Annotated in this window: 24 protein-coding genes and 1 other RNA gene; 12 read left to right on the forward strand and 13 right to left on the reverse strand. The window is 53.1% G+C overall.

Annotated features, from left to right (window positions below; translation table 11 throughout):
• Positions 1-214: 214 nt before the first annotated feature.
• An RNA gene (rnpB, locus tag DU000_RS08985) (RNase P RNA component class A) lies at positions 215-541 on the reverse strand.
• 188 nt (positions 542-729) lie between these two features.
• Here rnpB and DU000_RS08990 point away from each other — a divergent pair.
• The 4 genes from DU000_RS08990 (at position 730) to DU000_RS13085 (ending at position 6,905) form a co-directional block, all read left to right on the forward strand.
• Positions 730-1,464, forward strand: coding sequence for a response regulator transcription factor (locus DU000_RS08990; RefSeq protein ID WP_114403047.1), 735 nt, complete (start codon positions 730-732; stop codon positions 1,462-1,464).
• Between the two features lie 136 nt (positions 1,465-1,600).
• Positions 1,601-3,310, forward strand: coding sequence for a FecR family protein (locus DU000_RS08995; RefSeq protein WP_114403048.1), 1,710 nt, complete (start codon positions 1,601-1,603; stop codon positions 3,308-3,310).
• Between the two features lie 5 nt (positions 3,311-3,315).
• Positions 3,316-5,844: a CHASE2 domain-containing protein gene (locus DU000_RS09000; RefSeq protein WP_114403049.1), complete on the forward strand. Its 2,529-nt coding sequence runs from the start codon at positions 3,316-3,318 to the stop codon at positions 5,842-5,844.
• A 263-nt stretch (positions 5,845-6,107) separates the two neighbouring features.
• A complete protein-coding gene (locus tag DU000_RS13085) occupies positions 6,108-6,905 on the forward strand; it encodes a response regulator transcription factor (RefSeq protein ID WP_114403050.1) in 798 nt (265 codons plus the stop codon).
• 74 nt (positions 6,906-6,979) lie between these two features.
• Here the strand turns inward: DU000_RS13085 and DU000_RS09010 are convergent, their stop codons facing one another.
• A complete protein-coding gene (locus tag DU000_RS09010; RefSeq protein WP_114403051.1) occupies positions 6,980-7,408 on the reverse strand; it encodes an OsmC family protein in 429 nt (142 codons plus the stop codon).
• Between the two features lie 839 nt (positions 7,409-8,247).
• Here DU000_RS09010 and rplM point away from each other — a divergent pair.
• The 8 genes from rplM (at position 8,248) to DU000_RS09055 (ending at position 13,053) form a co-directional block, all read left to right on the forward strand.
• Positions 8,248-8,676, forward strand: coding sequence for a 50S ribosomal protein L13 (gene rplM, locus DU000_RS09020; protein ID WP_114403101.1), 429 nt, complete (start codon positions 8,248-8,250; stop codon positions 8,674-8,676).
• A gap of 9 nt (positions 8,677-8,685) precedes the next feature.
• On the forward strand, positions 8,686-9,078 hold the full coding sequence (rpsI, locus tag DU000_RS09025; protein WP_114403053.1) for a 30S ribosomal protein S9: 393 nt from the start codon (positions 8,686-8,688) through the stop codon (positions 9,076-9,078).
• Positions 9,079-9,246: 168 nt separating this feature from the next.
• Positions 9,247-10,281 carry an N-acetyl-gamma-glutamyl-phosphate reductase gene (gene argC / locus DU000_RS09030; RefSeq protein ID WP_114403054.1) on the forward strand — a complete coding sequence of 345 codons (1,035 nt, stop codon included), beginning with the start codon at positions 9,247-9,249 and terminating at the stop codon, positions 10,279-10,281.
• Between the two features lie 23 nt (positions 10,282-10,304).
• Positions 10,305-11,090: a DUF6776 family protein gene (locus DU000_RS09035; RefSeq protein WP_114403055.1), complete on the forward strand. Its 786-nt coding sequence runs from the start codon at positions 10,305-10,307 to the stop codon at positions 11,088-11,090.
• A 37-nt stretch (positions 11,091-11,127) separates the two neighbouring features.
• Positions 11,128-11,529 carry a bactofilin family protein gene (locus DU000_RS09040; protein WP_114403056.1) on the forward strand — a complete coding sequence of 134 codons (402 nt, stop codon included), beginning with the start codon at positions 11,128-11,130 and terminating at the stop codon, positions 11,527-11,529.
• Between the two features lie 129 nt (positions 11,530-11,658).
• On the forward strand, positions 11,659-12,012 hold the full coding sequence (erpA, locus tag DU000_RS09045; RefSeq protein WP_114403057.1) for an iron-sulfur cluster insertion protein ErpA: 354 nt from the start codon (positions 11,659-11,661) through the stop codon (positions 12,010-12,012).
• Between the two features lie 55 nt (positions 12,013-12,067).
• Positions 12,068-12,667, forward strand: a complete 600-nt coding sequence (locus tag DU000_RS09050; protein ID WP_240001853.1) for a YggT family protein — start codon at positions 12,068-12,070, stop codon at positions 12,665-12,667.
• Between the two features lie 32 nt (positions 12,668-12,699).
• Entirely contained in the window at positions 12,700-13,053 is a 354-nt protein-coding gene (locus DU000_RS09055) for a DUF167 domain-containing protein (RefSeq protein ID WP_114403058.1), read from the forward strand.
• On the opposite strand, the gene DU000_RS09060 is transcribed toward DU000_RS09055, so the two are convergent.
• The 11 genes from DU000_RS09060 to DU000_RS09110 form a co-directional block, all read right to left on the reverse strand.
• Entirely contained in the window at positions 13,030-13,974 is a 945-nt protein-coding gene (locus DU000_RS09060; RefSeq protein WP_114403059.1) for a carbohydrate kinase family protein, read from the reverse strand. The two genes, DU000_RS09055 and DU000_RS09060, sit on opposite strands and share 24 nt — an antisense overlap.
• Positions 13,975-13,988: 14 nt before the next feature.
• Positions 13,989-14,489, reverse strand: coding sequence for a thiol peroxidase (tpx, locus tag DU000_RS09065; RefSeq protein ID WP_114403060.1), 501 nt, complete (start codon positions 14,487-14,489; stop codon positions 13,989-13,991).
• Between the two features lie 20 nt (positions 14,490-14,509).
• Positions 14,510-15,748, reverse strand: a complete 1,239-nt coding sequence (locus tag DU000_RS09070; RefSeq protein ID WP_114403061.1) for a DUF3426 domain-containing protein — start codon at positions 15,746-15,748, stop codon at positions 14,510-14,512.
• 126 nt (positions 15,749-15,874) lie between these two features.
• Positions 15,875-16,792, reverse strand: coding sequence for a 50S ribosomal protein L11 methyltransferase (gene prmA / locus DU000_RS09075; RefSeq protein WP_114403062.1), 918 nt, complete (start codon positions 16,790-16,792; stop codon positions 15,875-15,877).
• Positions 16,792-18,153 carry an acetyl-CoA carboxylase biotin carboxylase subunit gene (gene accC / locus DU000_RS09080; RefSeq protein ID WP_114403063.1) on the reverse strand — a complete coding sequence of 454 codons (1,362 nt, stop codon included), beginning with the start codon at positions 18,151-18,153 and terminating at the stop codon, positions 16,792-16,794. Before accC ends, prmA begins: the two co-directional genes overlap by 1 nt.
• A gap of 83 nt (positions 18,154-18,236) precedes the next feature.
• Entirely contained in the window at positions 18,237-18,701 is a 465-nt protein-coding gene (accB, locus tag DU000_RS09085; protein ID WP_114403064.1) for an acetyl-CoA carboxylase biotin carboxyl carrier protein, read from the reverse strand.
• Between the two features lie 128 nt (positions 18,702-18,829).
• Positions 18,830-19,276, reverse strand: a complete 447-nt coding sequence (aroQ, locus tag DU000_RS09090; protein ID WP_114403065.1) for a type II 3-dehydroquinate dehydratase — start codon at positions 19,274-19,276, stop codon at positions 18,830-18,832.
• A 269-nt stretch (positions 19,277-19,545) separates the two neighbouring features.
• On the reverse strand, positions 19,546-20,109 hold the full coding sequence (locus DU000_RS09095; RefSeq protein ID WP_240001854.1) for a TlpA family protein disulfide reductase: 564 nt from the start codon (positions 20,107-20,109) through the stop codon (positions 19,546-19,548).
• 32 nt (positions 20,110-20,141) lie between these two features.
• Positions 20,142-20,873 (reverse strand): UDP-N-acetylmuramate--alanine ligase, encoded by a 732-nt coding sequence (locus tag DU000_RS09100; RefSeq protein WP_114403067.1) that lies wholly within the window; start codon positions 20,871-20,873, stop codon positions 20,142-20,144.
• A 35-nt stretch (positions 20,874-20,908) separates the two neighbouring features.
• Entirely contained in the window at positions 20,909-22,333 is a 1,425-nt protein-coding gene (locus DU000_RS09105; protein ID WP_114403068.1) for an HlyD family type I secretion periplasmic adaptor subunit, read from the reverse strand.
• Positions 22,334-22,336: 3 nt separating this feature from the next.
• Positions 22,337-24,478, reverse strand: coding sequence for a type I secretion system permease/ATPase (locus DU000_RS09110; RefSeq protein ID WP_114403069.1), 2,142 nt, complete (start codon positions 24,476-24,478; stop codon positions 22,337-22,339).
• Positions 24,479-24,501: the final 23 nt, after the last annotated feature.

The raw sequence follows: 24,501 nt of genomic DNA on the forward strand, positions 1-24,501 counted from the left end.
AAATCAATTAGAACAATGACTTAGCGTGTTTTATCAAGGTGAAATTGGAATAAAAAAATGAATAAAAACAATACCCTGGCGCGCACATTGAAAGTGGCTTATGAGGAGTAAAGAGGGAATGAGGAGGAATAGCGCTAAGGCCTGCATCAGGCTGACGCAGCAATCTCACAACAAGGGCCGAACGCTCAGTCAGCTGGGCGGTAGATCACGAATAAGGCAAAGTCGATCGATAAGCCGGATTCTGTGTCAGCAACAACGCCAGGCAAGCTGGGTTGTTACGACGGCAATCATTCCTCTTGGTGGTATATCGCTATCCCACTCTAGCCACCTACCCGCACACTCACCGGGCCGGGTCAGCGTGTGCCTATTTGGTGTTGCTCCCCGTAGAGATTGCCCGTTTCACCCGAACTGAATCGGCTCGTCTCTGTTGCTCTAATCCGCATCTCACGATGGACAGGTATTACCTGCTACGGCGCCCTTTGGAGTCCGGACTTTCCTCGTCAAACATGGCTATGTTTGACGCGATTGCCTGATCGACTTTGCGTTGGCGATTTTATCAGCTTGCTGGAGAGGGGGGAGTTTATCTTTATCACCCACACAACGAAGTGCAAAATTCGACGAATGAGATTGTTAAATTCGGCAAAGAGCACTACACATTTTGATCGACTTGCGGATAATCGCAGTATGAGGCAGTAACAATAAATACAGACAATAGGATTTGGGATAGCTATGCGCATAGCCGCACTCGACGATGATGCCGAACAAGTACAGATGATCACGGCAACGCTCACCGCCGCCGGGCATACTTGTCACAGCTTTACGCAAGGAAAACAGCTCATGGTGCATTTGCGCCGTGAGAGCTTTGATTTGCTCATTCTGGACTGGCAGGTGCCTGATGTGTCCGGGTTGGAAATTTTGCAATGGCTACGCGCCAACAGCGAACAAATGACGCCCGTACTGTTCACCACCTCGCGGGCCAGTGAAGATGATATTGTGGCTGCGCTCGCCGCCGGGGCCGATGATTACATGATCAAACCCATCCGGCGGGCGGAATTAGTGGCACGCGTGCAGGCGCTGCTACGCCGGGCCTATCCGAACCACCTGAATAGCAGCACACTCGAATATGAGCATTATCATTTCGATGTGCGGTCAGGTGAGCTGCGCTTAGAGGGCGCCGCTATCGAATTGACCCGTAAAGAATTTGATCTTGCGTTGCTGTTCTTTCGGAATATGGGACGCCCGTTATCCCGCACCCATATTGTTGAATCTGTGTGGGGGCGCGATCCTGATATTCCTTCCCGGACGATGGACACCCATGTCTCGCGCGTGCGCAATAAGCTTAAATTAAGGCCCGAAAATGGTTATCGCTTGAGTGGCGTCTATAGCTATGGCTATCGACTCGAACGGGTGGAGCCATTGGCCCTCGACAAAAATCCAGAGACGCCCCCGCTCGACGCGAGATAACAGCGCTCAAAGGTAGTGTGATGGCTCAATGGACGTGATGGACGTGATAGCCATGTTGCTGACTCAGTGTCTTAAAAGAGCGATAAACTGCTAAGATGGTTGCTGGCTCAATTTTGACAGTTTGCATTGCCTACTCATGCTTGATTTTCGCCTCCTCTCGTACGTCCAGACAAGTCGCTTCGCGACGCTCCTTGGGGCGCTGCTATTAAGCCCGCTACTTGCCGCGCAAACTGCGATTAATGAGTTCATTTATCCAGCCAAAACCGGCGATACCCTAATCGGTATCGCCGCACGCCTCCTTGAAAATCCCAATGACTGGCCCGCCCTACAACAACTTAATAGGATTGCGAACCCGCGCCAACTTCAACCGGAACAACGAATCCGCATCCCTTACCCGTTACTTAAAAAAATCAGTACTCAGGCAGAGCTTGTCAAACAAAGCGGAGAGGTCACCATTCGCAACCCGAGAGGGTCTGACAGCGCACCAACCGGCAGCACGATACCCGAATCCAGCGTGATACAAACGGGTGAAAATGGCTATGTCACCGTCAAGCTACCGGATGGTTCACTGCTGCACATCCCGGCGGCCAGTCAAATTCATCTTGCTAAGCTAAAACGGTATTTGCATGGACCCGTATTGGAGACCCAAATTCAAGTTGAGCGAGGTCGCATTGAGACCCAGGTCGCCAAACAAGCCCCGGGCAGTCGTTTCAGTATTGGTTCGCCCACCGCGATTGCCGGTGTTCGGGGGACCGAGTTTCGCCTTGCCTACCGTCCGGGCACTCAGATCACCACGACCGAGGTGGAAGAGGGCCGCATTCAATTTGGCGCGAACAAGCCGCTTAATGACGAGTCTACTAAGCCTGGGCAGCGCCAAAAAGTGACCCCGCCCGGCGTTGGGCTGGCTGCTGGCTACGGCGCGGTAGCAACGGCACAAGGTGAGGTAAGCGCACCGATTGCGCTGCTACCCGCCCCGACACTGCCCCCAGAACAAATCCTGCAAGAACGCCTAACGCTTCAATTCAAGCCTGTTCTTCCAGAATCCAGTCAGCAAGTCCGGGCCATAGTGGCGGCTGATCGCGATTTCCAAACCATCCTTGGAGAGCGCTTGGTGACTGCGGGTCAAGTCATCAGTTTTCCTGCACCCAATGATGGCGAATACTGGTTACGCTTGCGCGCTATCGCCTCAACTGGGCTGGAGGGTCTGAGCGGGGAAACGGCATTCAGTGTGGCAGCACGGCCTGAACCACCACTACTGCAACAGCCTGCGCCGAATGCAAAACAACGAGAAGAAACCGTGCGTTTCAATTGGACGACGGAACCAGACTTGCGGTATCTGCTGCAAATCGCGAAAGACAGTCAATTCAGGCAACTCCATGTAGAACGCGATATCAAGCAGGGAGAAAGCGTCGAAAATTTACCTGTGGGCCGTTATTTTTGGCGCGTCGCCTCGGTGCAAGGAGCGCGCCGTGGCCCGTGGGGTGAAGCGCTCTCGCTGCAGGTGTTGGCTGGCCCAAGCCCGCTCTCCCCTCCCTCCGATGAGGGTAAAACCTTGCAGTTCAGCTGGGGGGCTGAGCCAGGACAAACCTTTGAAGCCGAAATCGCGCGCGACCCGGAATTTAAGCAGTTACTGCTGCGTCAGCGGATCCCCCACCCTACCTTAGTCATCGCGCGGCCTGCCGCCGGGAAGTATTACATCCGCTATCGGTGCCGCGATAGTGACGGCTATCTCGGCCCTTACTCTCGTCCTCAGGAATTTCGCGTCATGCCCAGATGGTCCGACACACACGGCAATGCGCTGAACGCCAGTGCGGGTGAGGTCCGAACTGATTACGCTGCGCCATAAACGCTATGACTAAGTCAGGCATGGGGACGGTGAAGCAGGCATGGCGACAGTGGGTTGCGCAGGCGCGTAGCACACGTGGGCAATGGCTCGGACTCACGCTGGGGTTGTGCTGCCTAGCCAGCTATCTTGGCTGGCAAAATGGCTTAGGCCGCATCGATGCACTGTTTTATGACACGGCGCTCAGTCACTATCGAATTCCAGCAGACCCCCGAATCGTCATCATTGCGATTGATGATGACAGTATTGGACAATTAGGACGATGGCCGTGGTCACGTCAGATTCATGCCGCTCTAGTCGAACAACTGACGAGAAGTCACCCCGCCGCGATAGGGCTAGACATTCTCTTTAATGAGCCGGTCGAGCAAGATAATGACTTGAGTGATCTCACCTTAGCAAAAAGCATCGCCAAAGCCGGGAATGTCGTGCTGCCGGTTATCGCAGAAAGCAGTCGGGCATGGCTCCATCAACCTGGAAGTTCTTCGCTGCGAGCCGCTTTGCCCATTCCACTGTTGGCCGCTAACGCCCGATCACTGGGCCATATCCATGTCGAATTAGATCAAGACAGTCTGGTGCGGAGTGTTTTTCTGCGGGAAGGTCAACCGGCAACCGCCATGAAATCTGTCATACCTTGGCCCCATTTTTCTCTCGCCCTGCTGGAAGCAGCTGGGAACTCAATCGCGCAAGCGCCACTTCCAGGGCAGCGCGTACCGAGTTATCTGAGTAACGCAGCGAATCAGCTGGACTGGCAACGCGATTATTGGATTCACTTGCCTTTTGCGGGGCCACCCGGGCAATTTACGACCTACTCTTATGCAGCGGTGTTGCGGGGTGAAGTTCGGCCAGATCTGTTGCGCGATAAATTTATTTTGGTAGGTGCAACCGCCGCTGGTTTGTGGGATGCTTACCCAACACCGGTGTCAGGCCATGCCCAACCCATGCCCGGGGTTGAAATCAGTGCCAATGTCTTGAATGCCCTGTTACAGGAACGCACGATCCAGCACGCCAAGCCCTGGCAAAATGCCATATTTGCCCTGATCTGGCCCTTGCTGGTAATGCTGATGCTAGCCCGAGTGCGCCCCCGTGTTGCGCTGCTTGGCGTCGTGCTGTTAAGCGGTATGGTGATGTTGCTTAGCTTCTTGGCCCTGCGCTATGGCAATGACTGGTTTGCGCCCGCTGCGCCCTTGGCGGCAATGCTGCTGGCCTATCCACTCTGGAGCTGGCGACGTTTGGATGCGGCTCATTATTTTATGCATCAGCAGCTTCAGGCTCTCGCGCGTGAGCCCGATTGGTTGCCGCAACAAGACCTCAGCGAGACCGACACGCCGCGCAGCGCGTGGCAAGTTTTTGGGCCACTGCGCGATCCGCTAGAACAAGACATGCTGCAGTTGCATGAAGCCATACAACGCATCCGTGATCTGCGGCAATTTGTCAGCGACAGTCTCGAAAGCTTGCCGGATGCAACGTTCGTGACGACCTTGGATGGCCATGTACTCTTGGCGAATCGTCAAGCGCGACAATGGTTTCAAAAGTTGGGGCGCGAGCACCTCGATAGTGTTCTGCTGCCGTATCTGTTAAATGAAACTACCCCGCAAGATAGCCGCCCTGATTTCAGTTGGTGGCACTTATTCGAAGAAAACCATTATCGACGCTATGCTGAGGGGGTGGAAGGGCGCGATCAGCTTGGGCGCGATCTCATGATTCACAGCGGCCCGATCTCTGCGGCCCGCGGGCAAACGATTGGCTGGATCGCAACCCTCATCGATATGTCTGCGATTCGGGCGGCAGAGCGTCAGCGTGATGAAACACTGCGCTTCCTCTCTCATGATATTCGCAGCCCGCTCAGCGCCATTTTGACTCTGGTTGACTTGCAACGCACGCAAAGCCTGCAACTCCCGATTGAACAAACCCTGGCTCAAATAGAACGCCAGGCGGGACGCTCTTTGACATTAGCGGATGATTTTGTGCAATTGGCACGCGCAGAAACACAAGAATACCAATTTCAGCACTGCGTGATTGAAGACATTCTGGATCAAGCGATTGATGATAGTTACGCCCTGGCCATCCGGCAGCAAGCAACCATCACGACCGATTATGTCGACACTGACTGCGTGTTGATTGCAGATCGGGAATTATTGTTACGGGCCTTGCAAAATTTACTCAATAACGCCTTGAAATACTCGCCCCCGCAGCGGACAGTTCTGTGCTGGACGCGGATTGAACCGAATCTAACCAGTGCTGATCTCATCGTCGGCATCCGTGATCAAGGCTATGGAATAGCCGCGGCGGATCAGCCCAAGTTATTTCGACGATTCACACGTTTTCAACACCCGGATCAGCCCAGGATCGAAGGGATTGGACTCGGCTTGACGTTTGTTAAAACGGTCGTTGAAAAACATAAAGGGCAGATTGAATTTACCAGTAACCCAGGCCTTGGCACTGAGTTTCGTTTACGCTTTCCCGTGCGTCTCAACACACTGCCTGCGGTAGCAAGACAGCGAGAGACCGCGCAGACATCATCACACTCTCCTCGCTGATTCGCTTGGGTACTACTGCCTAGTGCTGTGACTGAGCCGGCTAACCTAAAGTGCTAGAGGTATTCCCGGATTGAAGCGTCGACAAGTCAAGCCGTACTATTCAAGCTTCATTAATCCCTAAATAAACCATTACAGGTGCCCGCATTGTCCGGAGGGAGACAAGCACCCTGGCCGTCACACCGCTTGGTCAGCGTTGCGCTAAGTCGAGCCCCCATCATTCAGGTACGTAACAATGGTTAAGCCCCCTCTGCGACACAGTCTATATGCATATCATATTGGCCGATGATCAGCCCCTATCCCGTTATGCCTTGCGTCACGTTATTGATAGTGCGCTCACGGCATCCCTAGGTAACCGCCGGAAAATTCAATTTTTCGAGTGGGAAGACATCCGCCATTTTCCAACGCTACCTGCAGCAGCAGAAGAAGTCTGGCTAGTGATTGACGAACATTTTCAAGGTCAGCGCATGCTCGACTGGATCGATGCGACATTCAATACGCCGTCGTCTCATCATAAGCCGCCGCCCAGGCCCCATAAAATCATTCTGGTCTGCGTTCAAACTGAGTCGAGTCAAATCGGCCTTGCCTTTAAAGCAGGCATCGATGCCTACATTGCAAGACAACAAGATGTCGCGGCCATCCAGCAAGCGTTTGTTGATATTGCTGCGGGTAAGCGGGTGGTGTGTCTCGCTGCGTCAGTCGAAGTCCAGGCCGCCCCTGGTGCCAATAAAAGTCAAGAACAGAGCAAGCCTGCAGGTCGGCCATTCGTTGATGTTGCTCACACCACGCGGGCGCAAAAGCCATTCCTTCAACATCGGTCTGTCGATAATCGGCATAATCTTCATCAAAGCCTCGGTTTAACGGCACGAGAATCAGACGTCTTGCGGCTACTGGCTGACGGCTATTCCAACAAACAAATCGCGCTGCACTTAGCCATTACCGAGCACACGGTCAAAGTTCACCTGACTAAAATTTTTAGGGCGCTGCGAGTCAACAGTCGAGCGCAAGCCTTGGTTTATTTGATGCGAAATATGGCCCAACAAGACCCCCAAGCCCCTGATTAATCGCGGCAAATCGAAGGAAAACGTTGGGCTTGGGCGAGTGGGCAATCCGATTACCAAGCCGCTACGCTCACACACTAGGCAGCATCATCGACAATTTCATAGTCATGGGTCAGTTCTGCTGTTTTTGCCAGCATGATTGATGCGGAACAGTATTTTTCATGCGATAAGCTGATCGCCCGCGCCACATGGACTGGATTTAACTGGCGGCCACGCACAATGAAATGGAAGTGAATCCGGGTAAACACTTTGGGTTCCGTCTCCGCCCGCGTCGCTTCAAGACGCACACTACACCCCCGGACATCCTGACGACTTTTTTTCAATATCATCACCACGTCGTAAGCAGTGCAGCCGCCTGTCCCCAGCAAGACCATTTCCATCGGGCGCGGGCCAAGATTACGCCCGCCGCCTTCTGGGGCACCATCCATCACGACCGCATGACCACTCCCGGTCTCGGCGATAAAGCTCATGCCCTGTGGGCCAGTCCAGCTAACCGTGCATTCCATGTTGATTCCTTTTCGTTTCGACGAATTTCTACGTTTAAATTGGTGCTTTCCTTGGCAAGATTATCCCATTACTCCCTGCGATCAGGGGCGCGCTATCGCTCAATCTCTGTTTAATTTACAGGCAACAGTAATCTTCTTGCGCATTCGCTCTGTGATTGACTCCGCCCCGCAAAGCATGCGGCATTGCAATAAAATTGTTTCGATTTGCAACTTAGCCAACCAACCAAACTTAGCCAGCATGCCAGAAAAAATAAAACAAACCATTGATTTCATTGAATATTTATCTATCCACATAAATCAAGCCTTGAAAATTGAAGGCAACAAAAACATCTTGCAATGCAGCAAATTTACGCCTACAATGATGTCATTGAGATTGCTGCATGACCCTCATCAACGCAACCCCGTGAACTTGGTTCCTGTTGCAACGAGCGCAGCCTGACCGTCTCACCCAGTGTCTCCTCCACCCTCCTCCTTTGGTGGATTAAGCCCAAACGCGAAACCGTTTGGGCTTTTTTTTGGCACATAAATCCACACAGCCATAGGATTCGATCCCCTATTCCTTTTGTTTAGCTTGACCCTGCTTTGAAAAAACCGATATAATTCAAGGCTTTTCCTCATGCTTAAGACCTATTGGGAGAGGCCGACAATTTGTAGCAGTAAGGGTGAAATACCGCTTCGCTGACTACGCAGAATTGGTAGTAGGTCGCATCAATAAAGTAGTGCTAGTTAGCTTACTGCATGCGATGCGCGGCATGGGGTTTATTAATCTGTGCAGTGCTTGCGATAGCCAACCATTTCAATGGCTTGAACGACATTGCAAATCAACAAGTGAGTCGAACATGAAAACCTTTTCCGCCAAACCGCATGAGGTCCAGCGCGATTGGTTCGTGATTGACGCGACGGACAAAGTTTTAGGCCGTGTCGCCAGCGAAGTGGCACGCCGTCTGCGTGGCAAACACAAACCAGAGTTTACCCCCCACGTCGATACCGGCGATTTCATCGTGATTGTTAACGCGTCAAAAATTCGCGTTACCGGCACCAAAGATGAAAACAAAAAGTATTTCCGTCACTCCGGTTACCCCGGTGGGATTTATGAAACCAACTTCAAGAAGATGCAAGAACGCTTCCCAGGCCGTGCTTTAGAAAAAGCCGTTAAAGGCATGTTGCCGAAAGGGCCATTGGGTTACGCTATGCTGAAGAAGTTGAAAGTGTATGCGGGTGCCGAGCATCCCCATAGCGCGCAACAGCCTAAAGCACTCGATATTTAAGGAGCGAACATGATTGGTGAATACTATTACGGTACAGGCCGTCGCAAAAGCTCTGTAGCGCGTGTGTTTTTGAAAAAAGGCAATGGCAACATTGTTGTCAACGGCAAGCCCCTTGATGAATACTTCGCCCGCGAAACAGGTCGCATGGTGGTTCGTCAACCGCTTGAGCTAACCAGCAATCTTGAGGCGTTTGACATTATGGTCAATGTCCATGGTGGCGGTGAAACAGGCCAAGCCGGTGCTGTACGCCATGGCATTACACGTGCCCTGATTGACTATGACGTTAATCTGAAACCGGGTCTTTCCAAAGCGGGCTTTGTCACCCGTGACGCGCGTGAAGTCGAACGGAAAAAAGTGGGTCTGCGCGGCGCCCGTCGTCGCAAACAGTTCTCCAAGCGTTAAGCCTGTTTACGCAATGGTTCCGCGACCTCCCCGCAGAACCTTATCTACCAAGCCGCAACGATGTTGCGGCTTTTTTATTGGCCAGCCACATTCAACAGCAGCCCCTCCCAGAAGTAAGGCCAATGAACTCGGTTTACAATGCCGGTAATATGCTTTGAGGAAACCAAGATGATTAAAGTAGGGATTGTAGGTGGCACAGGTTATACCGGTGTTGAATTGCTGCGTTTACTCGCGGGCCATCACCAGGTTCAATTACAAGCCATTACCTCACGCAAAGAAGATGGCGTTGCGGTTGCCGATATGTTCCCCAGCCTGCGCGGTCATGTCGATTTGGCGTTCAGCTCGCCCGACAAAGCCGCGCTAGACCGTTGCGACGTGGTTTTCTTTGCGACCCCCCACGGCGTTGCGATGGCACAAGCGCGCGAGCTCTTGGCGGCCGGGGTCAGAATCATCGACTTAGCAGCTGACTTTCGACTACAAGATACCGCCGTCTTTGAGCAATGGTATGGTATGCCGCATACCTGCCCAGAGTTGCTGTCGGAAGCGGTTTATGGCTTACCGGAAATCCATCGCCACGCGCTGGCTAAGGCACGGCTTGTTGGGAACCCCGGCTGTTATCCCACCACGGTCCAACTGGGTTTACTGCCGCTGCTCGAAAAGGGAGGCTTAATCGATACCCAGCATATTATTGCTGACTGCAAATCCGGGGTCTCCGGTGCCGGACGGAAAGCCGAGCTTCCTTACCTCTTAACCGAAGCCGGTGATAATTTCAAAGCCTATGGCGTTAAGGGACATCGGCATCATCCAGAAATTGTCGAACAACTGCAGAAGATCGCGGGAGTCCCGATCCATTTAACGTTTGTACCGCATTTAGTCCCCATGATTCGTGGCATGTTTAGTACGCTCTATGTCACGCTGACCGACGCGGGGCAAGCCATTGACTGCCATGCCCTGTATGCCGACCGTTATGCCAATGAACCGTTCGTGGACGTCTTGCCCAAAGGCATGCTGCCAGATACCCGGTCTGTCAGGGCCTCCAATATGCTGCGGATTGCGGTACATCAACAAGGGCAACAACTGATCCTACTGGTGGTTCAGGATAATTTGACCAAGGGCGCAGCAGGACAAGCGGTACAGGTCATGAATGCCATGTTTGGACTGCCAGAAACCACAGGCTTAACCGGGATCGCGGTTTTACCTTAAGTGCGCTCAGAGCTGAATCCATCATGCGCCTGCGCCTACTCCTGCGAAAGCTGACCATCAGTGCGCCACAAATGCGTGTGCTGACACAGCGACCCTGGTATGTGCGCTTGGCCCCCTATTTTCTTGTCGCCCTAGCTAGCGCTGGGGTTACCGCCGGTTGGTACGCATGGAGTGGCGCAGCGGGCAATAAAACCAAACAGCAATTAGAGCAAGAGCTCGCCGAATCAAAGCTGAAATTGCAGCAACTGTATGATGAACATGCGCAGTTAGAACGGACCGCCCGCACCGCAACCAGTCAGATTGACATGGAACAAGCAGCCCGCAGCCGCTTAACCCAAGAAATGAAAACCTTGGAAGCGGATAACGCCCGGCTACGAGAAGAGTTGGCATTCTTCGAGCGTAGTATCAGCGCCAACCAGGCCGTACTGGGTTTAACGCTGAGCGGAGCGCGCATTCAAGTGGTTCAGGAAGGCGTTTATCAATTACGCGTCATGGTGGCTCAAAGCGGCAAGATCAATGCTAATTTCAATGGTCAATTGCAGCTCCACGTAACCGGGCAGCAAAATGGCAAGACCGTTCAACTGATCCTCCCTGAGCCGATCCAAAATTCAGCTACCGCAGCGGCTGGCCTCACGGGTAAAACCACTGGTTATGCGGTTTCCCCTGCAAGTGCATACCAACTAAATTTCAGGCATTATCAGCGCCTAGAAATTTATTTTGCACTACCGGCAAACCTACAGCTTAAAACCGTTCAAGCCAAGGTTTTTGATGGCAAAACGATTCGCCTCACGCAGCAGGTAAGCCTGTAGCTTGTCCAGACCCGCACTCAGCCAGTAAGGAATGCTCATGTTTAAACAAACCAAACCGGTACGACCCAACATCGACAGCTTGATTGGCGCGACAACGCATATCCACGGCAACCTGAATTTTGCAGGGGGGCTGCGCATTGATGGCAAAATCAGTGGCAATGTAATCGGTGCCGCAGAGAGCAAAACCATGCTTGTGCTCAGCGAAAAAGCAGAAGTTGAAGGCGAGGTGAAAGCCGCGCATGTTGTGGTTAACGGAAAAATCAACGGCCCGGTTACCGCCACCGAGCTGCTTGAGCTGCAACCGAATGCCCATATTACTGGCGACGTTCAGTACGTTGCCCTGGAAATGCACCCCGGCGCCGTGATTTCTGGGCGGCTCACCCATCAACACAACAAACCCGAACTGAAATTGGCCAGCGATCAGAGTGCGGCGGCCTAATCGCCCAAACAGCACGCACTCGTCTGCCCCCACAAAAGCAGCGGATAACCCGGGGCGAGGCAGTGCCTTTCAGCAATCGCAGCAAAAGCTGTCTATAATGTCTCGTTATTGAAGAAATGAGGAGTTGCCATGAATGCGGTCGTCGAAGCGCTGCCTGATCCCTTGGTGTTTACCGACAATGCAGTCAACAAAGTCCGTGAACTGATTGCCGAAGAGGGAAACCCAGACTTAAAGCTGCGGGTATTTGTTCAAGGCGGAGGCTGCTCTGGCTTCCAATATGGCTTTACGTTTGATGAATTAACCAATGATGACGATACCCAGTTAGAAAAGGGCGGGGTCAAACTCTTGGTGGACTCAATGAGCTTACAGTATTTGGTTGGTGCCGAAATTGACTACACCGAAGGCCTAGAAGGGGCGCAATTTGTGATCAAAAACCCCAACGCAACGACGACCTGCGGCTGCGGCTCCTCTTTTTCGGTCTGAAAGCGGCCGCTTGATTTATTAACAAACGCGGCCTGTGCCGCGTTTTTTGTGGGCCATGCCAATGCTATTCGATTTCTTGCATTTGCTTCTCTCGCTACCAGTGTCGCTGTTAGGGGGAGCGTTGCTACTGCGAGTCTATGCGCAGCGTATCAAACTCCACCCCCACAACCCGCTGTCGCAATTCTTATTCAAATTAACCGACTGGCTGGTTAAGCCACTACGACGCCTCATTCCTGGGGTTGGCGGGGTTGACTGGGCCAGTTTATGTGGCGCCTGGGCGCTGGCCGTTTGCCTCTTGGCTGTGTTGGCCTTGCTACGTTCGATACTCGCAGGGAGTGGCCTGGCGCTATTCCCCAGCCCCCTCAATCTGGCTTTGCTCGGTCTACTCAAAATTGCGCAATGGGGGATCTCAACCGCCTTGCTGTTTGTGTTTGTTGCGGCATTAATGAGTTGGTTCCAACTGCAATCGCCCTTGGCCTATGTCATTCGCGAGTTGGTTGCCCCGTTGCTGCGGCCCATCCAACGCCGCTTACCCACAAATGGCATGGGGCTTGATATGTCCCCCATGGTGCTGGTATTTATTCTGTTAATCGTACAACATGGCTGCATGCTGGGTGAACTTTATCTCACCCCCATCGGGACTATCGTGCGCTAGCAGCACGGGCAACGCCGCTAGCCAACCCGAATATGAAACGCGCACTCAGCGCCCCATCTTCCCTGCCAACTTGGCTGCGCAGTCAGCTTACTGCGCGTGGTGAACAAACGTGGTTGTTAGCCTTGTATGTTCAGCCCAATGCCAAACAGACCGTGTGTCTCGGTCTCCACGACACGGCGTTGAAGATCAGGTTAAATGCGCCCGCAATTGACGGTAAAGCCAATCAGGCATTGTTGCAGTGGTTACAAAATCGCTGTCGTCAGTTGCAAGCGGGAACACCCCAGCTTCATCTGCGCCAAGGCGAGCGCAGCCGCTATAAATGCATCGAGCTACAGTTCCCGCAGGCGGTCACACCACAAGCTTTAGTTGATTGCATAACCAAATAAGCTTTTGAAGCGGGCCAAGATATGCTCACGTTGGAGGTGGTGGTTCTGCGCGCCTTGCGAAGCAATTTTGATCGACCCCATTAAGCTGGCCAAGCGCCCCGTACTGGGCCAATCCATCCCGGTTGCGATGCCATACAGCAACCCACTGCGAAAAGCGTCACCACAACCAGTTGGGTCGACTAAATCAGGGGCGGCCACGACCGGAATCGTCTCAAGCTGCCCACCGTGATAAATCTGCGAGCCTTGGCTACCCAGGGTCACGACTACTGCTTTAATTCCTGCCCGCTGGGCCAACTTTTCCATACTCAGGCCAGTACGTTCGGAAAACAGCTTCGCCTCGTAATCATTTAGGGTGATGTAGCTGGCTTGCTCAGCCATCTGCAATAACTCGCTGCCATTAAACATCGGCAAGCCTTGGCCTGGATCAAAAATAAACGGGATATTCGCCGCGGCAAATTGCTGACAGTGTTCCAGCATCCCCTCTTTGCCATCTGGCGACACAATCCCGAGCTTGACATCGCGGGCATCGCTCACCCGGTTCAAGTGAGACGAGTTCATCGCCCCGGGGTGAAAAGCCGTGATCTGGTTATCATCGAGATCCGTGGTGATAAAGGCTTGCGCCGTATAAGCCCCAGGAATGACACGAATATGTGCGGTATCCAGGTCCAGATCAAGAAACCGCTGGCGATAGGTATGCCCATCAATCATGCCAATGGTCCCCATTAGCACAGGCTCGCCACCCAGCATCTTGAGGTTATAAGCAATATTGGCCCCTGTGCCGCCAAACTCGCGACGCAACTGCGGGACCAAGAATGCCACATTCAGAATATGCACCTGATCGGGCATGATATGGTCTTTAAAATGGCCGGGGAAGACCATAATATTGTCATACGCAATCGAGCCGCAGATCAGGGTACGCATAGTCACCTCAATAATTAGTTCAACACAGCCAACGCGGCTTCATAGTTTGGTTCGTGTGCAATTTCTGGCACCAATTCAACATGCAATACGGTATTGTTTTCATCCAGCACCACCACGGCACGGGCGGTCACGCCTGCGAGCGGCCCACTGGTAATATCGACACCGTAAGCGCGCGCAAACTCGCGGCCACGCATCAATGACAGAGGAATGACATTATCAAGCCCCTCAGTGCTGCAAAAGCGGCCCATGGCAAACGGCAAGTCCGCTGAAATCGTCAGTACAACCGTGTTTTGCAGTTGGCTAGCCTGTTGATTGAATTTGCGTGCTGAGGTTTGGCAGGTTGGCGTGTCTAGACTCGGGACAATATTCAACACCTTGCGTTTACCGGCAAAGTTGGCCAGGCTCACATCTGCCAGATCTTTCCCCACTAGGGAAAAATCGGGTGCAGACTGGCCGACTTGTGGCAAGCTTCCCGCCAATGAAATGGGATTGCCTTTTAGGGTTACGGTGGTCATCTTATTTCCTTTCCAGGAGATTACGGGTAAAAAATATACAAAAGGTAGCCCGCTGCTTTATAAGAAGCAGCCTGACTGGCGTCAAACAAGACTTTAGCATTCAATTCTGCTCGGCCAGGAATCGCCCCGCTCGTTTCGCCGGTGAGGCTAGCGAGCTTCTGCCCGTCCTGAACCAACAGGTACTCATTCGGCGCAAAAACCCGCCGCACCACAGGTTGATTTTGGACATCAGTCAGCGTCAGCTCAACATGCGGCAAAGCCAGGGGCCACGCGCTTTGATTTTCCATCGCAAACTGCAAGCTAAAAATATCGCGGGCCTTGCTTTCGGGCTGTAAATCCGAACTCGTAATACGTAACTGTTCAATGTGCTGAGGCCAGTCCAAACGACAAGGCCAGTAAGGCGAGATGGCCTCACAAGCGGTTTGTAATGCAGGACGTAACGAGGGCAAGCGCACCGCCAAGTCAGCCCGCCACACATACGCAACTTGAGCGACGAGCGCCAGCAGCGCGAGCAATGCCCCCCCCGCAGAGAGCCAACCGATCCAGCGACGCCAGCGCGCCTGACGCTCAAAGGCCAGCAGAAATGCCGGTTCGACCCGGCTGTCGGCTTCCTCGACACCCGCTATGTGCGAGGGAGCGAATGTGGTTGCTGACGGCATCGGGTCGGGCTCTGCCTGCGCGGCGGGCATCAAGGTCACAGGATCAGGGATCTCCGGCTCATGAGAAGCGATAGCAGGCTCGGTTGGCGGCACTGGCACTCGCTCTGCTTGCGGCGGCGTGCTAACCACGGCTGCGGGTAAGCGCGGCTCTTGCCGCTGTGCCTGAGCGGACGTCGCCGCAGCAGGCATCTCCAACACATGACGACGTGGGGGAGTGGTGGCGGGCGGCGGGTCATCCAATAACGCTAAAATTTCAGATTGGATAGCCGCGGTTGGCGCGGCAACCGGCGCTTTAGGCGTTGCGGCAGGGGTTTGCGGAGGCTGACTCCTCGGGCCTGGCGAGGCGCTTGGCTGAACAATGGCGGGTCGGCTTTCTGCGCCTGCCGCTGCAATAGCGGCAGCAGACGAAACAGGGGGGCTCAGCGTCGGGCTACTTGCCTCATCCGAGTCGCCTTCCAGCGCCACATGGGCCAGATGGTCGAGTGAATTAAACACATGGCGACACACCCCGCAGCGCACCATCCCGCCCCCTGTTTTCAGGTGTTCGGGCTGCACCCGGAAACGGGTTTGGCAATTCGGGCATTGGGTTGCTAAGGCCATGCGATCTATCAATCAGAGAAAACACACAGGGTAAGAACTATACCAGTCAGCGACTGCTGTCGCCGCGCTACGATCAGGAAAGCCCGTAAATTCGAGGTCAACTCAGCGTCAGCGGGCAGCGCCCGCTTATTGCTTTTGTCCTGCCAGGCAGACCCAACCTTCCGCACTTTGCCAGATTGTAACGTTAAGATACGGCGCATAGGCAGCCGCTACTTCTTCGGCTTGGCGTGCCAAAACGCCTGACAGAACCAGGTAGCCCCCAGGGGCGACTTGACGCACCAACATGGGCGCCAGGATTTTTAGCGGATTCGACAGAATATTGGCGACCACCACGGCAAACCCCTGTGTGGCTTGAGCCTGCGGCAATGGTGCGTCAGGCAGGGAAAAAGTGGCCTCGACCTCATTGAGCACCGCATTCGCCTGGGCGGCCGTCACGGCCTGGGGGTCGATATCAACCCCCAGCGTTAATCCGGCACCGAGCTTCTTGGCAGCAATCGCCAAAATCCCGGAGCCGCAGCCATAATCCAACACGGTTGGGGCAGCCAAATTCGGCACATGCTGTTCCAGCCATTGCAGGCATAAACGGGTAGTCGGGTGACTCCCCGTGCCAAAAGCCAAGCCTGGATCCAACCGCAAGACAACCCGATCATCGTCGGGCGGGGCGGTATGCCAAGTTGGCACGATCCACAAACGCGAGGAGATCGGAATCGGCTCAAATTGCGATTGTGTCAGCCGCACCCAGTCTTGCTCAGCCACCCACCGTTCCGTGTGAGCAGCAATCGGTGTCATGCCTAAGGCCGAGAAAGCCGCTTGTAACACCGGTTCACTCTGACACTCGGCTGGCAATAGAATAATCAGCTCACTCTGCACCCACCCAGCTATGGCAGGTTCCAGACCAGGCTCGCCAAACAAAGGCTGCTCATCCGGGCTATCGCGATCCGCATCTTCCACCAATACCGACAAAGCCCCAGCCTCTAGCAGCGCATCACTCAGTGCCTCCACCTCGGCTTGGGGCACCCGCAGCAGCACCTCCCGATAAGCCATTACTTGACGCCTGCCTGTTTACGCTGTTCTAAGCGGTGTTCGAGGTAATGGATACTGGTGCCGCCTTCGACAAAGCGGCCATCGTGCATGAGTTCCCGATGCAGGGGAATGTTGGTTTGAATCCCTTCCACCACCATCTCAGATAAAGCAATGCGCATGCGCGCAATCGCTTGCTCGCGCGTATCGCCGTAAGTAATCACCTTACCCACCATGGAGTCATAGTTGGGCGGGACAAAATAACCACTGTAAGCATGTGAATCCACCCGCACCCCAGGGCCGCCAGGGGGATGCCAAGTTGTAATTTTGCCGGGTGATGGCGTGAACTTAAACGGATCTTCCGCGTTAATGCGGCATTCGATTGCATGCCCGCGGAATTGAATATCACGCTGCCGATACCGTAGTTTTTCACCTGCAGCAACCCGAATCTGCTCTTGCACAATGTCAATGCCCGTAATCAATTCCGTGACTGGGTGTTCGACTTGGACGCGCGTATTCATTTCAATAAAGTAGAACTCGCCGTTTTCATACAGAAACTCAAAGGTGCCCGCGCCAAGATAGCCGATTTTCCGGCAAGCTTCTGCACAACGATCCCCAACCCGTTCAATCAGACGACGCGCAATCCCGGGGGCGGGTGCTTCTTCAATCACTTTTTGGTGCCGACGCTGCATCGAGCAATCACGCTCCCCCAACCATAAGGCATTGCGGTGCGAATCGGCCAGTACCTGAATCTCCACATGGCGGGGATTTTCCAAAAACTTTTCCATGTAAACATTGGGGTTGCCGAACGCCGCCCCAGCTTCCGCACGCGTCATTGTCACGGCATTTACCAGTGCCGCCTCGGTGTGAACCACCCGCATCCCGCGTCCGCCCCCACCACCAGCCGCTTTAATAATGACCGGATAACCAACCTGACGCGCGATGCGGATAATTTCTTTGGGATCATCCGGGAGTGCGCCCTCTGAGCCGGGCACACAAGGAACCCCAGCCTCAATCATGGCCCGTTTCGCACTGACCTTATCTCCCATCATCCGAATGACATTCGCCGAGGGACCAATAAAGGTAAAACCACTTTGCTGCACCCGCTCGGCAAAATCAGCATTTTCAGAGAGGAAGCCATAGCCGGGGTGAATCGCTTCAGCATCCGTCACTTCAGCCGCACTGATAATGGCTGGCACATTCAAATAACTCTGTGCTGAAGGCGCCGGGCCAATACAAACCGACTCATCAGCGAGCTTGACATACTTAGCCTGAGCATCCGCCTCTGAATGCACGACCACCGTTTTAATTCCTAGCTCACGGCAGGCTCGCTGCACGCGCAGGGCGATCTCGCCCCGATTGGCAATCAAAATTTTCTCAAACATACGCTACCCAAACAGTATCCATCCGTTCCCACTGGCACCGCACCCTGCAGCGCCGAGGTCTATGCAAGCAATTACTAGTGCGATCAAGCAATGACAAAGAGGGGTTGGCCATATTCAACAGGCTGACCATTCTCCACCAGGATTTGTTTAACCGTACCGCCAACATCTGCCTCAATTTCATTGAGCAGTTTCATGGCTTCAATAATGCACAGGGTGTCGCCCGCTTTTACTTGTGCGCCCACATCGATAAAGGGAGCGGCACCAGGTGCGGAAGACCGATAAAACGTACCCACCATCGGGCTCTTAACCACATGCCCCTCAAGCGCAGCGGGCGCTGGCTCAACCGCCGCCGCGGCAGCGGGTGTCGGGGGCGCAGCAAAGACGGCGGCAGGAGCAGGGGCAGCAACCAAGGGTGCGGCCGGCTGTGCGCCAGGCTGTGCAAATTTGACGATACGGACTTTTCCTTCGCCTTCCTCGGTAATCTCTAGCTCGGCGATCCCGGATTCGGCCACCAGGTCGATCAAGGTTTTCAATTTGCGTAAATCCATGACTTCTTCCTCCTTCTCGTTTACGAATGTGGCGTGCGGCAGGTTAAGCTTTCAGCGGCGCTGTCGCCCCACAAAAATTTGACGGCACCTTATGCTGGCCGTTGTGTTGAATGACGGAATGACTCGCTTTATGTAGCGACTGAGTAGGTCAGCGCATACTCCAGCGCAGCCACATAGCCTGCTGCCCCCAAGCCCCCAATGACGCCCAGCGCCAACGCAGAAAAATACGAATGCTGGCGGAAGGGCTCACGTTTATAGACATTAGATAGGTGAACTTCAATGAAAGGAATCGCCACCGCCGCCAAAGCATCGCGCAATGCCACGCTGGTATGCGTAAAGGCGGCCGGGTTAATGATGATGAAATCCACCCCCTCAGCTGCGGCCGCTTGCACCCGGTCTACCAACACTCCCTCATGGTTGCTTTGGCAAGTTACCAAGTGCGCGCCCACAGCACGAGCCTGTGCCTCTAAGCGGGCATCAATCTCTGCCAAGGTCATCTGCCCATAGACGCTTGGCTCACGGGTTCCCAACATATTCAAGTTAGGCCCATGCAATACCAAAATCTGTTTCGCCATTGCTACCTTCTCCTCACCCGCCCCAATATTCGTCGCAGTTCGCGGCGCTTACCGCACCACGCCCCCTGCAAACACCAAAAAGACGAGATCAAATAAACTACAGATAGGCTACATTTATATGAAATTGGGCGCATTTTGCCTACAGACTCGCCTTCTGTCTAGCAGTTTTTGGTTTTTGTCTAAATAATAAACAATGGCCATAGCGGCATCGCGTCTGATGTCCACACGCCACACGAAACCAGAGTCAGACAGTGACAGCCTGGCGCCGCTTATTGTCCCCGCGCTGGTGCTACAGCTTGTTGCAAATCGGCCAAGGTAATTCGCCCTGTATGACGCCAGACGATTTCACCACGTGGGTTTAACAACGCAGTAAAGGGCAAGCCCCCTGTTTGATTGCCCAAGCTCGCCGCCAGCTCCGTGCCCTGCAAGCCCCCCAATAAAATAGGATACGTGACAGGTGTTTGGGTTAAAAAGGTACGAACATTACTCGGGGAATCAATCGCCACCCCCAATAAAACCACCTTATTTTTATCTAATTGCTGATAAAACTGATCCAACTCCGGCATTTCTGCCACACAAGGAGGGCACCAAGTCGCCCAGAAATTAACAATCACCCAGCGCCCTGCATACGCCGCTAGAGACTGCGGCTGGCCGTCCAAACTCGGCAAGCTGGCCGCAAAAAAAGCCTGGGTAGAGGCGGTGGGGACTGGCGCCAAGACAGCAGGTGAGGTGGGGCCATAGCGTTGATACACAAAGCGCCCGCCCGCCCCCAAGATGAGCGCCCCCAGCGCACACCCGACCCAGATCCATCCTTGCCATAAGCGTAACTTCACTTTATCTCCTTGGTTTAACAACTCACGGGGCATTAACGCCCACTATACGCTGCTGACGCTGCCGCACCCCGATCTTCTTGCATCACTTGCAACAACTCCTGCCAAGTACCCCGCTCTTTGCGGCGATAAAGCGGCAACATGCCCCCATCTTGCAAAGCAATATTAGTTTGCGCTGACCGTGCCGCGGCATTATCCGACGTAGTAGCAGAACGCCCCGAACCGCGATGTTGCGCGACGTACTCATACAAATACAGGCAAATATCAACATCTTGCCAAGCAAAGTGCAAAAACTCTCCAGCATCTCCGCTACTATCCCCACTGACTAGGGGTTCGACCTGATAATCAATACCAGCATTCAATAAAAAGATTTCTGCATCCTTGGGGTTATCCAAATACAGCTCCAGCCGAACCGGGCTGTGAGCACTGGCCGTTCCATTCCACACCGCGCCCGTCACAAATGGCCCACTTGTCGTGGCGGCCAAATCGGCCTCTTGGAGCCAAGTGGAAAGCCGGCGCAACCAGTCCAGCGCGACCTCTCGCCGGGCGGCCAAGAGGGCAGGCTGCGAATCAGACTGAAACAAGCGCTGATAAACCCGCACTTCTTCCTCGATTTCGCTATTAGAGGGTAAGAGATTGCTGGCCCCACGCGGTAACTCGCCGAGCACCTGCGCAGTCGCTTTGCGTTTGGCTGAGCCGTAGTCGAGCCCGTCTTCGGCAATAAATCGAGCCGCACTCGCGGCGATTTCGGCGCGTATGTTTTCCATAAATCTCATCCTGATAGCGCACGATAAACGCGATGCTAACGCTCTCTTAAACTCTCATGTCGCACTTCTAGTAATGGTGTCAGAAAATACTCAATAACGCGACGTTTCCCCGTTTTTATTTCCACCGAGACTGCCATGCCCGGCGACAGTTTTACGGCAGCACCTCCGACCATAACGACATGACGAGCCATTCCAACGCGGGTAGCGTAGATTAATCCGCGCTTCTCATCATTAATCGCATCATGCGAGACCGTATTAATGACGCCTGAAATCGTACCGTATTTTGTATAGGGGAAGGTTTCGATTTTGATTTCTGCCGCCTGTCCAGGTTTTACAAAACCGATATCCTTATTTTCTAGAAACGCCTCAATATCAAGCGTATCGCCACTTGGCACAATCACCATTAAAGCTTGCGCTGGTGTCACGACTCCACCAATCGTATGGATCGCCAATTGCTGCACGGTACCCGTTACCGGTGCGGTGATCCGCATTAACTCCTGGCGCGACGTCGCTTTGAGTAATTCTTGCTCTAACGTCGTGACTTTTTGTTGACCTTCCGTCAAACTATCTAGTGTGATTCGTCGGGTTTCAGCCACCATTAAGTCTTTTTGGCCGATTGCTTCTCGCAGCGCAGCCTCAATCTCTTGTAAACGACTGCGCTGTGTCGCCAAATCGGCTTCCTGTTCGATACGAATCTGCTCTTTTTCTAGAAAGCCGTGCTGTGAAACGTAATTTTCCGCCATTAGTCGCTGATAATCCTGCGCGCGCTGTCTGACGATCGGGACTGTTTGCTCTAACTTCCGGATAAGCTCCTGAGTGGAACGAACCTCGGCTTGACGTCGATGAATATCTGCCTCAAGTCGGTTCAGCTTAGCCTGATATTCCCCATACTGGCCCTGCACTTGTCGTTGGGCTTCTGCATATCGTAACCCGCTAATACCCGCTGGTTTTGACAGAGAGGGAAGCTGTCCAATACTTAAGGCCTGTATCAGTGCTTGGCTGCGTAGTACCTGCAATTTCGCCACTTGCCAATCCTGTTGAATGCGCTCCCGATCTGCTGTTGTCATTGTTGCATCTAATTCGAGCAATATTTGCCCAGCCTGCACGAACTGGCCGTCCCGCACATGAATCGCCCTAACTACTGCGCTTTCTAAGGGCTGGATGGTTTTACTTCGGTCATTTAATACAATCTTACCCTGCGCGGTCGCGACAACATCAATCTGACCAAAGCAAGCCCACAACAATAACAAGCTTGAGAAACACAGCAAAATCCAGAGTGTTAAGCGAGGGAACGGGGAGGGCGGTGTCTCTTGTAACGCCAGAGCGGCGGGCAAAAAAGCGGTTTCATGCGATAAGCGCACTGGGCTATCTAAACTGCTGCGTTGCTGCCAAACTGCCCGGAAAATTTGTCCATAGCGCTTGAACAGATCGACCCATGCCATGAGATACATTTTTGACATTGATTAGCCCTGCTGTAAGCGGTGTAAATAACGATAGGAGCCACCTTCCTTCGCGAGTAATTCTGCGTGGGTTCCTTGCTCGACAATCTGTCCCCGTTCCATAACAATAATGCGATCAGCACTACGCACAGCAGACAGCCGATGGGCAATGATCAACACTGTTCGTCCTTGACAAATAGCACGCATATTCTCTTGCACAATGCGTTCGCTTTCATAGTCCAGCGCGCTGGTTGCCTCATCGAAAATCAAAATGCGGGGATTTGTGATCAGCGCCCGAGCAATCGCAATACGTTGTCGCTGCCCTCCAGACAATCCCGTCCCGTGCTCACCAACCAGCGTATCGTAGCCCTCGGGTAACTCCAAGATAAACTCATGCGCGCCGGCTAATGTCGCTGCATTCACCACCGCGTCCAACGGTGCGCCAGGATCTGCCAACGCAATGTTGTCGCGAATACTCCGGCTAAACAACACATTTTCCTGCAACACAACCCCAATTTGGCGACGCAAAGAAGTGGCATCCGCCATCGCAAGATCCATCCCATCGACCAGCACACGCCCACTTTCTGGCACATACAAACGCTGAACCAGTTTTGTTAAAGTGCTTTTTCCAGAACCGGAACGCCCCACTATCCCGATTACTTCACCCGGTGCCACATCCAAAGAAACTGACTGCAATACAGGTGCCATTTCAGGGCGATAGCGAAAGATGACTTGATCAAACTGAATCTGCCCGCGTAATCGTGGCAATGAGCTCTTTTGTCCACTAAGCTCAGTGCGCGTATTCAAAATATCAGCCAATCTTTGAACCGAAATACCAGTTTGCTGGAAATCCGTCCACAACTGCGCCAATCGCATTACGGGCTGCGCAACTTGGCCAGACAACATATTGAATGCCACTAACTGTCCGACTGAAAGATCGCCCTCTATCACCAATTTTGCCCCAAAATATAGGGTTGCTACCGTCACTAACTTGCTAACCAAACTAACCCCATTATTGGCTAACATCCCCAATGTGCTGGTTCGAAAACTGGCTTGAACATACGCAGCAAGTTGACTATCCCATTTACGTGTCCATTGCGGCTCAACCGCCATTGCCTTCACCGTATCCATGCTGCTTACCGTCTCAACCAAGAATGATTGATTCTCAGCCCCTCGATTAAATTTCTCATTTAAGCGGGCACGTAACAGAGGGGTAAACAATAAAGACAAGACAACGTAAGCGGGTAACGAAAGCAAAACCAATGCGGTTAAGCCCACGCTGTAATAAAACATGACTGCAACAAAAACGACTGCAAATAGCAGATCTAGCACCACAGTAATCGCATTACCTGTTAAAAAATTACGGATATTTTCCAATTCCCTTACCCGTGCGACAGAATCGCCAACTCGACGTGCCTGAAAATAAGCAAGGGGTAAGCTTAATAAATGCCGAAATAATTTTGCTCCTAGCTCCACATCAATTCGACTGGTTGTATGAGAAAACAAATAGCTTCTTAAACCGCTCAATACAATCTCAAATAAGGTCACCCCTAACAATCCTAGCGTGATCACATCCAGCGTACTCCAACCGCGATGTACCAATACCTTATCCATCACCACCTGAAAAAATAACGGGGTAACCAGTGCAAATAGCTGCAAGACCAAACTCACCAAAAGCACCTCTAACAATAACTTTCGGTACTTAACCAATGCTGGAATAAACCACGTGAAATCAAATTTAGTTAACTCGCCAAGCAGAGTGGCTCGTGAAGTAAATAAAATTAAAGCTCCCTGCCAACCAGTTTCAAACTCTGCGAGCCCCCATGTTTCTGGCCGACCCGTTGCTGGATTCTGGAGCAACACCTGATCCCCCTCCGCACGGGCCAAAATCATATAAATCGTCTCACCCTCCGAGTCACGCATGATCGCTAGCGCAGGTAATGGCGTTTTATCCAACCGGCTCAGGGTCGGGCGAATGAGCTTCGCCTGTAACTGCAGGTGCTTGGCCGCCAACAAAATATCTGCTTGGGTTAATCGGCCACCATCACAAGAGAACTGATGTTGCAACTGATCTGGATCAGCGGCGACACCATGCAAGCGCGCCATGAGAACCAAAGCAATTAGACCAGTATCAATATTTGAGGGAGAAGAAACAGGTAACGTCATAATGTAGAGTTAGTTCCCGCCGC

This window comes from Parvibium lacunae, from assembly GCF_003335215.1.
GTDB classification, from domain to species: domain Bacteria; phylum Pseudomonadota; class Gammaproteobacteria; order Burkholderiales; family Burkholderiaceae_D; genus Parvibium; species Parvibium lacunae.